The organism is Pseudomonas sp. C9-3 (genome assembly GCF_032392015.1).
GTDB lineage: Bacteria > Pseudomonadota > Gammaproteobacteria > Pseudomonadales > Pseudomonadaceae > Pseudomonas > Pseudomonas nitroreducens.
In genome coordinates this window covers 5,846,451-5,859,922 of the sequence record NZ_CP135919.1, presented here as the reverse complement: position 1 = coordinate 5,859,922, position 13,472 = coordinate 5,846,451, and the positions used below count along the sequence as shown (strand labels likewise).

14 protein-coding genes are annotated in these 13,472 nt (G+C 61.3%); all 14 read left to right on the top strand.

Translation table 11 applies throughout. The features are described from left to right. Positions 1-433: 433 nt before the first annotated feature. The 14 genes from mnmG (at position 434) to glmU (ending at position 13,386) form a co-directional block, all read left to right on the top strand. Positions 434-2,326, top strand: a complete 1,893-nt coding sequence (mnmG, locus tag RS899_RS26820) for a tRNA uridine-5-carboxymethylaminomethyl(34) synthesis enzyme MnmG (RefSeq protein WP_315808447.1) — start codon at positions 434-436, stop codon at positions 2,324-2,326. Further along, a complete protein-coding gene (gene rsmG / locus RS899_RS26815) occupies positions 2,326-2,976 on the top strand; it encodes a 16S rRNA (guanine(527)-N(7))-methyltransferase RsmG (protein WP_054907591.1) in 651 nt (216 codons plus the stop codon). Before mnmG ends, rsmG begins: the two co-directional genes overlap by 1 nt. Positions 2,977-2,994: 18 nt before the next feature. After that, a complete protein-coding gene (locus RS899_RS26810) occupies positions 2,995-3,783 on the top strand; it encodes a ParA family protein (RefSeq protein WP_315808446.1) in 789 nt (262 codons plus the stop codon). Between the two features lie 17 nt (positions 3,784-3,800). Further along, on the top strand, positions 3,801-4,673 hold the full coding sequence (locus tag RS899_RS26805; protein ID WP_054907592.1) for a ParB/RepB/Spo0J family partition protein: 873 nt from the start codon (positions 3,801-3,803) through the stop codon (positions 4,671-4,673). Positions 4,674-4,824: 151 nt separating this feature from the next. Next, entirely contained in the window at positions 4,825-5,232 is a 408-nt protein-coding gene (locus tag RS899_RS26800) for a F0F1 ATP synthase subunit I (protein ID WP_315808445.1), read from the top strand. Positions 5,233-5,248: 16 nt separating this feature from the next. Beyond that, positions 5,249-6,118, top strand: coding sequence for a F0F1 ATP synthase subunit A (gene atpB, locus RS899_RS26795; protein WP_017518843.1), 870 nt, complete (start codon positions 5,249-5,251; stop codon positions 6,116-6,118). 110 nt (positions 6,119-6,228) lie between these two features. Further along, positions 6,229-6,486 carry a F0F1 ATP synthase subunit C gene (atpE, locus tag RS899_RS26790; protein ID WP_043256731.1) on the top strand — a complete coding sequence of 86 codons (258 nt, stop codon included), beginning with the start codon at positions 6,229-6,231 and terminating at the stop codon, positions 6,484-6,486. A 52-nt stretch (positions 6,487-6,538) separates the two neighbouring features. Then, entirely contained in the window at positions 6,539-7,009 is a 471-nt protein-coding gene (locus RS899_RS26785) for a F0F1 ATP synthase subunit B (RefSeq protein WP_315808444.1), read from the top strand. Between the two features lie 12 nt (positions 7,010-7,021). Beyond that, positions 7,022-7,558, top strand: coding sequence for a F0F1 ATP synthase subunit delta (locus tag RS899_RS26780; RefSeq protein ID WP_045213782.1), 537 nt, complete (start codon positions 7,022-7,024; stop codon positions 7,556-7,558). 18 nt (positions 7,559-7,576) lie between these two features. After that, positions 7,577-9,121, top strand: a complete 1,545-nt coding sequence (gene atpA / locus RS899_RS26775; RefSeq protein WP_017518840.1) for a F0F1 ATP synthase subunit alpha — start codon at positions 7,577-7,579, stop codon at positions 9,119-9,121. Positions 9,122-9,173: 52 nt separating this feature from the next. Then, positions 9,174-10,034, top strand: a complete 861-nt coding sequence (gene atpG, locus RS899_RS26770; RefSeq protein WP_017518839.1) for a F0F1 ATP synthase subunit gamma — start codon at positions 9,174-9,176, stop codon at positions 10,032-10,034. A 30-nt stretch (positions 10,035-10,064) separates the two neighbouring features. After that, positions 10,065-11,441, top strand: coding sequence for a F0F1 ATP synthase subunit beta (atpD, locus tag RS899_RS26765; RefSeq protein ID WP_045213787.1), 1,377 nt, complete (start codon positions 10,065-10,067; stop codon positions 11,439-11,441). A gap of 40 nt (positions 11,442-11,481) precedes the next feature. After that, a complete protein-coding gene (locus RS899_RS26760) occupies positions 11,482-11,907 on the top strand; it encodes a F0F1 ATP synthase subunit epsilon (RefSeq protein ID WP_017518837.1) in 426 nt (141 codons plus the stop codon). Positions 11,908-12,018: 111 nt separating this feature from the next. Beyond that, a complete protein-coding gene (gene glmU, locus RS899_RS26755) occupies positions 12,019-13,386 on the top strand; it encodes a bifunctional UDP-N-acetylglucosamine diphosphorylase/glucosamine-1-phosphate N-acetyltransferase GlmU (protein WP_315808443.1) in 1,368 nt (455 codons plus the stop codon). Positions 13,387-13,472 lie beyond the last annotated feature (86 nt).

Below are 13,472 nucleotides of genomic sequence, written 5' to 3'. Positions count from 1 at the left end.
GTTATACGCGGCTTTCAGAGAATAAAAGGGGCCTTCCACAGGCATTCGTGAACCTTGTGGAAAAGTACCGTACAGCTTAGTAGACAACCCCTGCACCATCCTGTGGGTAAATCCACCTGTTGATAACATGCCACTTCATCCACAGGCTGAACACGGGAGATCCCCTGCAACCTGACAGCATCGACACAGGGTTGTCATCGGCTGAAACCGTGATGATTCAAGGCCTGTATCAGCTTATCCACAGAAAACCGCTTCACCATACATAAACACAAGCTCTAAAAAGATTTAAAAAAGTTCCTCTCTTTTATTTTCTATTAGAAGCCCATCGCGGCCATTGGCTATTTTTTGTTCAGGTGCCTTCAATCGAAAGCCCTTAACCCCTATACTGTCCGGCTCTCTTCTTTCTCCTTGATCAACAGGCACGAGGTGCGTGGTGGATTTCCCTTCCCGTTTTGACGTGATCGTGATCGGCGGCGGCCATGCCGGCACAGAGGCCGCATTAGCGGCTGCACGCATGGGCGTGAAGACGCTGCTGCTCACCCACAATGTGGAAACCCTTGGCCAGATGAGCTGCAATCCCGCCATCGGTGGGATCGGCAAGAGCCATCTGGTCAAGGAAATCGATGCCCTGGGCGGCGCCATGGCGCTGGCCACCGATAAAGGCGGCATCCAGTTCCGAGTCCTGAACAGCCGCAAGGGCCCGGCCGTACGCGCTACGCGTGCACAGGCAGACCGCATCCTCTACAAGGCAGCGGTGCGGGAAATCCTGGAGAACCAGCCCAACCTCTGGATATTCCAGCAGTCCTGCGATGACCTGATCGTCGAGCAGGATCAGGTGCGCGGCGTGGTGACCCAGATGGGTCTGAAATTCCATGCAGATAACGTCGTGCTTACCGCCGGTACCTTCCTCGGCGGACTTATCCACATCGGTCTGCAGAATTACTCCGGCGGCCGCGCAGGCGATCCGCCGTCCATCGCCCTGGCCAAGCGCCTTCGCGAACTGCCGCTGCGTGTCGGCCGCCTGAAGACGGGTACGCCTCCGCGCATCGATGGTCGCAGCGTCGATTTCAGCGCGATGACCGAGCAACCGGGCGATACCCCGATTCCCGTGATGTCCTTCCTCGGTTCCAGGGAAATGCATCCGCGCCAGGTCAGTTGCTGGATCACTCACACCAACTCGCGGACCCACGAGATCATCGCGTCCAACCTCGATCGCTCGCCCATGTACTCCGGTGTGATCGAAGGTGTCGGCCCGCGTTACTGCCCGTCGATCGAAGACAAGATCCATCGCTTCGCCGACAAGGACAGCCATCAGGTTTTCCTCGAACCCGAGGGCCTGACCACGCACGAGCTGTATCCGAACGGCATATCCACGTCGCTGCCTTTCGATGTGCAGCTGGATATCGTCCGGTCGATCCGCGGCATGGAGAACGCGCATATCGTTCGCCCGGGCTACGCCATCGAGTACGACTACTTCGATCCGCGTGACCTCAAGTACAGCCTGGAAACCAAGGTCATCGACGGCCTGTTCTTCGCTGGCCAGATCAATGGCACCACCGGCTACGAAGAAGCCGGCGCCCAGGGCCTGCTCGCCGGCACCAACGCCGCGCTGCGTTCGCAAGGCCGCGACAGCTGGTGCCCGCGTCGTGACGAGGCCTACATCGGCGTACTGGTCGACGACCTGATCACCCTCGGCACCCAGGAGCCTTACCGCATGTTCACCTCGCGCGCCGAATACCGGCTGATCCTGCGCGAGGACAATGCCGACCTGCGCCTGACCGAAAAGGGTCGCGAGCTGGGTCTCATCGACGACGAGCGCTGGGCTGTATTCGAAGCCAAGCGCGAAGGTATCGAGCGTGAAGAACAGCGCCTGAAGAGCACTTGGGTTCGCCCCAACACTGCGCAGGGCGATGCTATCGCCGAACGCTTCGGCACTCCGCTGGCTCACGAATACAACCTGCTCAACCTGCTGGCCCGCCCGGAAATCGACTACGCAAGCCTGGCCGAAGTGACCGGCGCTGGCGCAGAAGACCCGCAGGTCGCCGAACAGGTGGAGATCCGCACCAAGTACGCCGGCTACATCGATCGCCAGCAGGAAGAGATCGCTCGCCTGCGTGCCAGCGAGGACACCCGCCTGCCTGTGGATATCGACTACCAGTCCATTTCCGGGCTGTCGAAGGAGATCCAGCTCAAGCTGGGTAATGCCCGGCCCGAAACCCTTGGTCAGGCCGGCCGCATCCCTGGCGTGACCCCGGCGGCGATTTCCCTGTTGCTGATCCATCTGAAGAAGCGCTCGTCTGGTCGTCAGCTGGAGCAGAGCGCCTGATGTCCCTGGTCACTGCCCGCCACGCCGACGAACTCGCGCGTGGCATCCAGACGCTCGGCCTGGATATCGACGCCGCCACCCAGCAACGACTGCTGGACTACCTGGCCCTGCTGGCCAAGTGGAACAAGGCATACAACCTCACCGCCGTGCGTGATGTGGATGAAATGGTCTCGCGCCACCTGCTCGACAGCCTGAGCATCGTCGCGCAATTCGAAGCCGCCGGCGGTGAGCGCTGGCTGGATGTCGGCAGCGGTGGAGGCATGCCCGGCATCCCGCTGGCCATCCTGTTCCCCGCAAAGTCCCTGACCCTGCTGGACAGCAATGGCAAGAAGACCCGCTTCCTGACCCAGGTGAAGCTGGAGCTCAAGCTCGACAACCTGCAGGTTATCCACAGCCGTGTGGAAGCCTTCCAGCCCGAGCAGCCGTTCAACGGGATCGTCTCCCGGGCTTTCAGCAGCCTCGAAGACTTCACGAACTGGACGCGTCACCTGGGTGACACTCGAACCAACTGGCTGGCCATGAAAGGCGTGCACCCCAGCGACGAGCTCGCGGCACTCCCGGAGGATTTCCGGGTCGAAGCCGAACACGCTCTGGCGGTGCCGGGTTGCCAAGGCCAGCGCCATCTGCTGATACTGCGCCGCACTGCATGACGGGGAGTGGGGAAAACCATGGCTAAGGTATTCGCGATCGCCAACCAGAAGGGCGGCGTCGGCAAGACCACGACCTGTATAAATCTCGCGGCATCGCTGGTCGCCACCAAGCGACGCGTGCTGCTGATCGACCTCGATCCACAGGGCAATGCCACCACCGGCAGCGGTGTGGATAAGTTGTCCCTGGACGATTCCATCTACGACGTGCTCACCGGCGAATGCGACCTGGCCCAGGCCATGCAGTTCTCCGAGCACGGCGGTTACCAGCTGCTGCCCGCCAACCGCGACCTCACCGCGGCGGAAGTGGTGTTGCTGGAAATGGACGTGAAGGAACACCGCCTGCGCCACGCGCTGGCGCCGATTCGCGAGAACTACGACTTCATCCTCATCGACTGCCCGCCGTCGCTGTCGATGCTGACGGTCAACGCCCTGTCCGCCTCGGACGGTGTGATCATCCCCATGCAGTGCGAGTACTACGCACTGGAAGGGCTGACCGACCTGATGAACAGCATCCAGCGTATCGCCGAACGCCTGAACCCGGCGCTGAAGATCGAAGGCCTGCTGCGTACCATGTACGACCCGCGCATCAGCCTGACCAACGACGTCAGCGCGCAGTTGCAGGAACACTTCGGCGACAAGCTCTATACCACCGTGATCCCGCGCAACGTGCGACTCGCTGAAGCCCCCAGCTTCGGCATGCCGGCGCTGGTCTACGACAAGCAATCGCGCGGTGCCCTCGCCTACCTGGCGCTGGCCGGCGAGCTGGTGCGCCGTCAGCGCGCCGCCCGCACTACCGCACCCGCCTAAGAGATTAAGGAACCCGCATGGCCGCCAAGAAACGAGGTCTCGGACGCGGGCTGGACGCCCTGCTCAGTGGCTCCAGCGCCGCTACGCTGCAGGAAGAAGCCGTTCAAGTGGACAGCAGGGAGCTGCAACACCTGCCGCTGGACCTGATCCAGCGCGGCAAGTACCAGCCCCGCCGCGACATGGACCCGCAGGCCCTCGAGGAGCTCGCCCAGTCGATCAAGGCCCAGGGCGTGATGCAGCCCATCGTGGTGCGCCCCATCGGCAACGGTCGCTACGAGATCATCGCCGGTGAGCGCCGCTGGCGCGCCACCCAGCAGGCCGGCCTGGACAAGATCCCGGCGATGGTCCGCGAAGTGCCCGACGAAGCTGCCATTGCCATGGCGCTGATCGAGAACATCCAGCGCGAAGACCTCAACCCCATCGAGGAAGCGGCTGCCCTGCAGCGCCTGCAGCAGGAGTTCCAGCTGACCCAGCAACAGGTCGCCGACGCCGTGGGCAAATCCCGCGTAACCGTGGCCAATCTGTTGCGGCTGATCGCCCTGCCGGAAGAGATCAAGACCCTGCTCTCCCATGGCGACCTGGAAATGGGCCATGCCCGCGCCTTGCTCGGACTGCCGGAGAATCGGCAGGTTGAGGGTGCGCGACATGTTGTCGCACGCGGTTTCACCGTGCGTCAGACCGAAGCACTAGTGCGCCAGTGGCTCACTACATCCGAGGAACCTGTCAAAACGGTCAGGACCGACCCGGACATCAGCCGCCTCGAACAGCGCCTGGCCGAGCGCCTGGGCGCTCCCGTGCAGATTCGCCATGGCCAGAAGGGCAAGGGCCAGTTGGTGATCCGCTACAACTCCCTCGACGAGCTGCAGGGTGTGCTCGCCCACATACGCTGATACGAAAGGCTATGTAGGGGGTCGTCGGAAATCACTACCTGACGGTTGAACGGGTATGCGGCGCCCCCTATACTCTGCGCGCAATTTTGTCGGCACAAAGTATGCCAAGTTGTTGATTTGTGAAGCCGACACCAGAGGACTGTGAGCTCAGATGGAACCCCGCAAGCCCAATCGTTTGCCCTTCCATCGTCAACCGGCGTTTCGCCTGTTGCTCGTCCAACTGGTGGTGCTGCTTATCGGTGCAGCAACCCTGTGGTTTGCTTGGGGATCGGTCGCAGGTTATTCCGGATTGCTCGGAGGCCTGATTGCGTGGTTGCCGAATCTGTACTTTGCTCGCAAGGCGTTCCGTTATAGCGGCGCGCGTTCTGCCCAGCTGATAGTCCGGTCCTTTTATGCCGGTGAGGCGGGAAAACTGATTCTGACGGCAGTGCTCTTCGCACTGACGTTCGCAGGTGTGAAGCCGCTGGCGCCCCTGGCGCTGTTCGGCCTCTACCTGCTGACCCTCGCGGTCAGCTGGTTTGCACCCCTGCTGATGCGAAACACATTTACAAGACCTTAGAGCGATTGAGGCAAACATGGCAGCAGAAAGCGCTTCGGGTTACATCCAGCACCACTTGCAGAACCTGACCCTGGGTCGTCTGCCGGATGGTTCCTGGGGGTTCGCCCACACCGCCGAACAAGCCAAGGAAATGGGCTTCTGGGCATTCCACGTTGATACCCTGGGCTGGTCCGTATTCCTCGGCCTGGTGTTCATCCTTATCTTCCGCATGGCAGCCAAGAAGGCCACCAGCGGTCAACCTGGCGGCCTGCAGAACTTCGTTGAAGTTCTCGTGGAGTTCGTCGACGGCAGCGTGAAGGACACCTTCCACGGCCGTAACCCGCTCATCGCACCGCTGGCGCTGACCGTGTTCGTCTGGATCTTCCTGATGAACCTGATCGACCTGGTGCCCGTGGACTTCCTGCCGCTCGCGGCCCAGGCGGTCACCGGCAACGAGCACCTGTTCTTCCGCGCAGTAGCCACTACCGACCCGAATGCCACCTTCGGCATGTCGATCGCAGTGTTCGCGCTGATCATCTTCTACAGCATCAAGGTCAAGGGCATCGGCGGCTTCCTCGGCGAACTGACCCTGCACCCGTTCCACAGCAGCAACATGGTGGTTCAGATCATCCTGATCCCCGTGAACTTCCTGCTGGAGTTCGTGACCCTGATCGCCAAGCCGGTATCCCTGGCACTGCGTCTGTTCGGCAACATGTACGCCGGCGAGCTGATCTTCATCCTGATCGCCGTGATGTTCGGTTCCGGCATCCTCTGGCTGGGCGGCATGGGCGTGGTGCTGAACTGGGCGTGGGCCGTGTTCCACATCCTGATCATCACCCTGCAGGCTTTCATCTTCATGATGCTGACCATCGTCTACCTGTCGATGGCCCACGAAGACAGCCACTGATCCAAAGATTCTATGCGCCCACTCCCTCGCGGGAGTGGGCGTAAGAAGAGCTTCACCACCTTAACTTGCTTCAACCTTTAACCAACACGACAAAAAAGTCGGGAGGAAAAATGGAAACTGTAGTTGGACTCACTGCTATCGCCGTTGCACTGCTGATCGGTCTGGGCGCTCTGGGTACCGCCATCGGCTTCGGCCTGCTGGGCGGCAAGTTCCTGGAAGGCGCTGCTCGTCAGCCGGAAATGGTTCCGATGCTGCAGGTCAAAATGTTCATCGTCGCCGGCCTGCTCGACGCCGTGACCATGATCGGCGTTGGTATCGCTCTGTTCTTCACCTTCGCTAACCCGTTCATTGCTCAGGTTGCCCACTAATTTCCGAACAGCGGAAATCTGTGACTGAACAACGAACGAGCGAGGTATTGGCGTGAACATTAATGCAACTCTGATCGGCCAGGCCATCGCGTTCGCCATCTTCGTCCTGTTCTGCATGAAGTTCGTATGGCCTCCGGTCATCGCGGCTCTGCACGAGCGTCAGAAGAAGATCGCCGACGGCCTGGACGCTGCCAACCGCGCGGCTCGTGACCTGGAACTGGCTCACGAGAAAGCGGGTCAGCAACTGCGCGAAGCCAAGGCTCAAGCAGCCGGAATCATCGAGCAGGCGAAGAAGAGCGCTAACCAGATCGTTGACGAAGCCCGTGATCAGGCCCGTGCCGAAGGTGATCGCATGATCGCTCAGGCCAAAGCCCAGATCGAACAGGAGCTCAACAGCGTCAAAGACGCCCTGCGTACCCAAGTGGGTGCCCTGGCTGTCTCCGGCGCCGAGAAGATCCTGGGTGCTTCGATCGATGCCAACGCGCAAAAGCAGCTGGTTGATCAACTGGCCGCCGAGATCTAAGCAGAGGGCGATATGGCAGAACTGACCACATTGGCTCGTCCATACGCGAAGGCGGCTTTCGAGTACGCCCAGGCTCATCAGCAACTGGCCGACTGGTCCGCTGCTCTGGGTGTGCTGGCTGCAGTGTCGCGGGACGACACCGTGCGCCAGCTGCTCAAGGAGCCCCAGCTGACCGCGGCAGCCAAGGCTGACGCGCTGATCGACGTGTGTGGCGACAAGCTCAATGCTCCGGCCCAGAACTTCGTCCGGACTGTGGCTGAAAACAAGCGGCTCGACCTGCTGCCGACCATCTTCGTGATGTTCGAGCAACTCAAGGCCGAGCAGGAAAAATTGGTCGAGGTCGAGGTCACCAGTGCCTTCGCCCTGGACCAGCAACAGCAGGACAAACTCGCCAAGGCTCTCAGCGCCCGGCTCAGTCGCGAAGTGCGACTTCATGCGTCGGAAGACGCGAGCCTGATCGGCGGCGTGGTTATTCGCGCCGGTGACTTGGTAATCGATGGCTCGGTGCGCGGTAAAATCGCGAAACTGGCCGAAGCGTTGAAATCTTGAGTTTGAAGGGGCAGCGGCATGCAGCAACTCAATCCTTCCGAAATTAGTGAAATCATCAAGGGGCGCATCGAGAAACTCGACGTCGCCTCGCAAGCGCGCAACGAAGGCACCATCGTCAGTGTTTCCGATGGCATCGTGCGCATCTTCGGTCTGGCCGACGTCATGTACGGCGAGATGATCGAATTCCCGGGCGGCGTCTATGGTATGGCGCTGAACCTGGAGCAAGACTCCGTCGGTGCTGTGGTACTGGGTGAATACCAGGACCTCAAAGAAGGCATGAACGCCAAGTGCACCGGCCGCATCCTGGAAGTCCCGGTTGGTCCGGAACTGCTGGGTCGCGTTGTCGATGCCCTGGGTAACCCGATCGATGGCAAAGGCCCGATCGATGCCAAACTGACCGACGCTGTCGAGAAAGTGGCACCGGGCGTGATCTGGCGTAAGTCGGTAGACCAGCCGGTTCAGACCGGTTACAAGTCGGTCGACGCCATGATCCCGGTTGGCCGTGGCCAGCGCGAGCTGATCATCGGTGACCGTCAGATCGGTAAAACCGCTCTGGCCATCGACGCCATCATTAACCAGAAGAACAGCGGCATCCGCTGCGTCTACGTTGCCATCGGTCAGAAGCAATCGACCATCGCCAACGTCGTTCGCAAGCTGGAAGAAAACGGCGCCCTGGCCAACACCATCGTGGTGGTTGCCAGCGCTTCCGAATCCGCCGCTCTGCAATACCTGGCTCCGTACTCCGGCTGCACCATGGGCGAGTACTTCCGTGACCGCGGCGAAGACGCTCTGATCGTTTATGACGATCTGTCCAAGCAAGCTGTTGCCTACCGCCAGATCTCCCTGCTGCTGCGCCGTCCGCCGGGCCGCGAAGCTTACCCGGGCGACGTGTTCTATCTCCACAGCCGTCTGCTGGAGCGCGCTTCCCGCGTTTCCGAAGAGTACGTAGAGAAGTTCACCAACGGCGAAGTGAAAGGCAAGACCGGTTCCCTGACCGCCCTGCCGATCATCGAGACCCAGGCCGGCGACGTTTCCGCGTTCGTTCCGACCAACGTGATCTCGATCACCGACGGCCAGATCTTCCTGGAATCCGCCATGTTCAACTCGGGTATCCGTCCGGCCGTCAACGCCGGTATCTCGGTATCCCGTGTAGGTGGCGCGGCCCAGACCAAGATCATCAAGAAGCTGTCCGGTGGCATTCGTACCGCTCTGGCCCAGTACCGTGAACTGGCGGCCTTCGCCCAGTTCGCCTCGGACCTGGACGACGCGACCCGCAAGCAGCTGGAACATGGTCAGCGCGTTACCGAGCTGATGAAGCAGAAGCAGTACGCGCCGATGTCCATCGCCGAGATGTCGCTGTCCCTGTATGCCGCCGAGCGTGGCTTCCTGCAGGACGTCGAGATCGCCAAGGTGGGCGCCTTCGAACAAGCGCTGATCGCCTACTTCCAACGTGAGAACGCCGCTCTGCTGGCGAAGATCAACGAGAAGGGTGACTTCAACGACGAAATCGACGCAGGCATCAAGGCCGGCATCGAGAAGTTCAAGGCCACCCAAACCTGGTAAGCCGCAGCGGGGGTCGGTGACGGCCCCCGCCTGCTAAACCGATAGGTGTGAAATGGCAGGCGCAAAAGAGATTCGCAGCAAGATTGCGAGCATCAAAAGCACGCAAAAAATCACCAATGCCATGGAAAAGGTGGCGGTGAGCAAGATGCGCAAGGCACAAATGCGCATGGCGGCCGGCCGTCCCTACGCGGAGCGCATTCGCCAGGTGATCGGCCATCTGGCCAACGCCAACCCGGAATACCGTCACCCGTTCATGGTCGAGCGTGAAGTAAAACGCGTCGGCTACATCGTGGTGAGCTCCGACCGTGGCCTGGCTGGCGGCCTGAACATCAACCTGTTCAAGGCGCTCGTCAAGGACATGAGCGGGCAGCGCGATCGTGGCGCGGAGATTGATCTCTGCGTGATCGGCTCCAAGGGTGCATCCTTCTTCAAGAGCTATGGCGGCAACGTGGTTGCAGCTATCAGCCACCTGGGCGAAGAGCCGTCGATCAACGATCTGATCGGCAGCGTCAAGGTCATGCTGGATGCCTACCTGGAAGGTCGTATCGATCGCCTGTACGTGGTTTCCAACAAGTTCGTCAACACCATGACCCAGAAGCCGACCGTGGAACAGCTGATTCCGCTGGTGGCCGAGGACAATGCCGAGCTGAAGCACCACTGGGACTACCTCTACGAACCCGACGCCAAGGCCCTCCTCGACGGCCTGCTGGTGCGCTACGTGGAATCCCAGGTGTACCAGGCCGTGGTTGAGAACAACGCCTGTGAGCAGGCGGCCCGGATGATTGCAATGAAGAACGCTACCGACAACGCCGGTGATCTGATCAGTGGTCTGCAACTGATCTACAACAAGGCACGTCAGGCGGCGATCACCCAGGAAATCTCGGAAATCGTCGGCGGCGCTGCCGCGGTGTAAGAACAGGTTCAAAATTCAGAGGAACCAGACATGAGTAGCGGACGTATCGTTCAAATCATCGGCGCCGTGATCGACGTGGAATTCCCGCGCGATGCCGTGCCGAGCATCTACGAGGCCCTGAAAGTTCAGGGCGTCGAAACCACTCTGGAAGTTCAGCAGCAGCTGGGCGACGGCGTGGTTCGTTCCATTGCGATGGGTTCCACCGAAGGCCTCAAGCGTGGCCTGAACGTGGAAAGCACCGGCGCAGCCATCTCCGTCCCGGTCGGCACCAAGACCCTGGGCCGTATCATGGACGTGCTGGGCAACCCGATCGACGAAGCGGGCCCGATTGGCGAAGAAGAGCGCTGGGGTATTCACCGCGACGCTCCGTCCTACGCTGACCAGGCTGGCGGCAACGACCTGCTGGAAACCGGAATCAAGGTAATCGACCTGGTCTGCCCGTTCGCCAAGGGCGGTAAAGTCGGTCTGTTCGGTGGTGCCGGTGTCGGCAAGACCGTAAACATGATGGAACTGATCCGTAACATCGCCATGGAGCACAGCGGTTACTCTGTGTTCGCAGGTGTGGGTGAGCGTACTCGTGAGGGTAACGACTTCTACCACGAGATGAAGGATTCCGGCGTACTGGACAAGGTAGCCCTGGTTTACGGCCAGATGAACGAGCCGCCGGGCAACCGTCTGCGCGTTGCACTGACCGGCCTGACCATGGCCGAGAAGTTCCGTGACGAAGGCCGTGACGTACTGCTGTTCATCGACAACATCTACCGTTACACCCTCGCCGGTACCGAAGTATCCGCACTGCTGGGCCGTATGCCTTCCGCAGTAGGTTACCAGCCGACCCTGGCCGAAGAGATGGGCGTTCTGCAAGAGCGCATCACCTCCACCAAGAAAGGCTCGATCACCTCGATCCAGGCCGTCTACGTTCCCGCGGACGACCTGACCGACCCGAGCCCGGCGACCACCTTCGCCCACTTGGACGCCACCGTCGTACTGTCCCGTGACATCGCCTCGCTGGGTATCTACCCGGCCGTGGATCCGCTGGACTCGACTTCCCGTCAGCTGGACCCGCTGGTCATCGGCCAGGATCACTACGACACCGCTCGTGGCGTGCAGTACGTTCTGCAGCGCTACAAGGAGCTGAAGGACATCATCGCGATCCTGGGCATGGACGAACTGTCCGAGTCCGACAAGCTGCTGGTGGCCCGTGCTCGTAAGATCCAGCGCTTCCTGTCCCAGCCGTTCTTCGTGGCTGAAGTATTCACCGGCTCGCCGGGCAAATACGTCTCCCTGAAGGACACCATCGCTGGCTTCAAAGGCATCCTCAACGGCGACTACGATCACCTGCCCGAGCAGGCGTTCTACATGGTCGGCGGCATCGAAGAAGCCATCGAGAAAGCGAAGAAGCTGTAATCCGTGCGCCCGGCAACGGGCGCTTACGTGAGGCAAGGGTATGGCTATTACTGTCCACTGCGACATCGTCAGCGCCGAAGCGGAGATCTTCTCCGGTCTGGTTGAGCTGGTCGTAGCGCACGGCTCCCTGGGCGATCTGGGTATCGCTCCGGGCCACGCGCCGCTGATCACCGAGCTCAAGCCGGGTCCGATCCGCCTGGTGAAGCAGGGTGGCGAGCAGGAGGTGTACTACATCTCCGGCGGCTTCCTCGAAGTACAGCCGAACATGGTCAAGGTTCTCGCCGACACCGTGATTCGTGCAGGCGACCTCGACGAAGCGGCTGCCCAGACCGCACTGAAGGAAGCTGAGAAGGCTCTGCAAGGTAAAGGTGCAGAGTTCGACTACAGCTCCGCCGCAGCCCGCCTGGCCGAAGCCGCAGCGCAACTGCGCACGGTCCAGCAGGTTCGCAAAAAGTACGGCGGCTAAGCCGCGAGGTCCTTCGGGACTTCAGCGTCAAATGGGAAAAGGGTAGCCTTGGCTACCCTTTTTCTTTTTCCACTCGCGGGTAATCCCGCTCACCAGGACGGTCTCCCACCCATGTCTCTCGAAATCGTCATTCTTGCTGCCGGCCAGGGCACCCGCATGCGCTCGGCCCTGCCGAAAGTCCTGCATCCGGTCGCTGGCAAACCGATGCTCGCCCATGTGATCGACACCGCCCGTGGCCTTGGCCCGTCGCGCATCCATGTGGTGATTGGCCATGGTGCCGACCTGGTGCGTGAGCGCCTGCAGGCGGATGACCTGAATTTCGTGATCCAGGAACAGCAGCTGGGCACCGGCCACGCTGTGGCACAGGCGGCCCCGTTCCTGAGTGCAGACAATGTGCTGATCCTCTACGGCGATGTGCCGCTGATCGAGCAACCGACCCTGGAACGCCTGATGGCCCAGGCCACGCCGGAACAGCTGGCGTTGCTGACGGTCGAGCTGGACGATCCCACTGGCTACGGCCGCATCATCCGCGGCGCCGATGGCGAGGTTCAGGCGATCGTCGAGCAGAAGGACGCCACCCCCGAGCAGCGCAACATCCGCGAAGGCAACACCGGCATCCTCGCTGCGCCCCGTGAGCGCCTGCTGGGCTGGCTGTCGCGGCTGTCCAACTCCAACGCCCAGGGCGAGTACTACCTCACCGACGTCATCGCCATGGCGGTGGGTGACGGCCTGCGCGTGGCCACTGCCCAGCCGCAGGTGGCCATGGAGACCCAGGGCGCCAACGACCGCCTGCAGCTTTCCGAGCTGGAGCGATTCTTCCAGCAGCGCGTGGCGCGCCGCCTGATGGCCCAGGGCGTGACCCTGATCGACCCGGCGCGTTTCGACGTTCGTGGCGAAGTCAGCGTCGGCCGTGACGTCAGCATCGATATCAACGTGATTCTCGAAGGCCAGGTGGAGATCGAGGACGACGTGCAGATCGGCCCGAACTGCTACATCAAGGACAGCACCCTGCGTCGCGGTGCGATCATCAAGGCCAACTCACACCTGGAAGGCGCACATGTTGGTCCCGACAGCGATGTCGGCCCGTTCGCCCGCCTGCGTCCGGGCAGCGTGCTGGAGCGCAAGGTACATGTGGGTAACTTCGTCGAGCTGAAGAATGCACACCTGCAGGATGGCGTGAAGGTCGGCCACCTGACCTACCTGGGCGACAGCGAAGTCGGTGCGCGGTCCAACATTGGTGCCGGCACCATCACCTGCAACTACGATGGTGCCAACAAGTGGCGCACCACCATTGGCGAAGACGTCTTCATCGGTTCCAACAATTCGCTGGTGGCGCCTGTGGATATCGGCACCGGGGCCACGACTGGCGCGGGTTCCACCATCACTGCCGAAGTCCCGCCCGGCACCCTGGGCGTCGGTCGCGCCAAGCAGCGGGTGATCGAAGGCTGGAAGCGCCCGGAAAAGATCAAGAAGTCCTGATTCACAACGCGTCGCCCTGTGGGTAAGTCGTTATCCACAGGGCGATTGCGTCAGTCGATTATCCACAGCCTGTTTCGCCTTCGCGC

Excerpts from the sequence above, each read along its gene's own strand:
- atpG (WP_017518839.1), top strand. The coding sequence starts at position 9,174 with ATGGCAGGCGCAAAAGAGATTCGCAGCAAGATTGCGAGCATCAAAAGC.
- rsmG (WP_054907591.1), top strand. The coding sequence starts at position 2,326 with ATGTCCCTGGTCACTGCCCGCCACGCCGACGAACTCGCGCGTGGCATC.
- RS899_RS26805 (WP_054907592.1), top strand. The coding sequence starts at position 3,801 with ATGGCCGCCAAGAAACGAGGTCTCGGACGCGGGCTGGACGCCCTGCTC.
- atpD (WP_045213787.1), top strand. The coding sequence starts at position 10,065 with ATGAGTAGCGGACGTATCGTTCAAATCATCGGCGCCGTGATCGACGTG.
- RS899_RS26780 (WP_045213782.1), top strand. The coding sequence starts at position 7,022 with ATGGCAGAACTGACCACATTGGCTCGTCCATACGCGAAGGCGGCTTTC.
- atpA (WP_017518840.1), top strand. The coding sequence starts at position 7,577 with ATGCAGCAACTCAATCCTTCCGAAATTAGTGAAATCATCAAGGGGCGC.
- RS899_RS26800 (WP_315808445.1), top strand. The coding sequence starts at position 4,825 with ATGGAACCCCGCAAGCCCAATCGTTTGCCCTTCCATCGTCAACCGGCG.
- atpE (WP_043256731.1), top strand. The coding sequence starts at position 6,229 with ATGGAAACTGTAGTTGGACTCACTGCTATCGCCGTTGCACTGCTGATC.
- RS899_RS26810 (WP_315808446.1), top strand. The coding sequence starts at position 2,995 with ATGGCTAAGGTATTCGCGATCGCCAACCAGAAGGGCGGCGTCGGCAAG.
- atpB (WP_017518843.1), top strand. The coding sequence starts at position 5,249 with ATGGCAGCAGAAAGCGCTTCGGGTTACATCCAGCACCACTTGCAGAAC.
- glmU (WP_315808443.1), top strand. The coding sequence starts at position 12,019 with ATGTCTCTCGAAATCGTCATTCTTGCTGCCGGCCAGGGCACCCGCATG.
- RS899_RS26760 (WP_017518837.1), top strand. The coding sequence starts at position 11,482 with ATGGCTATTACTGTCCACTGCGACATCGTCAGCGCCGAAGCGGAGATC.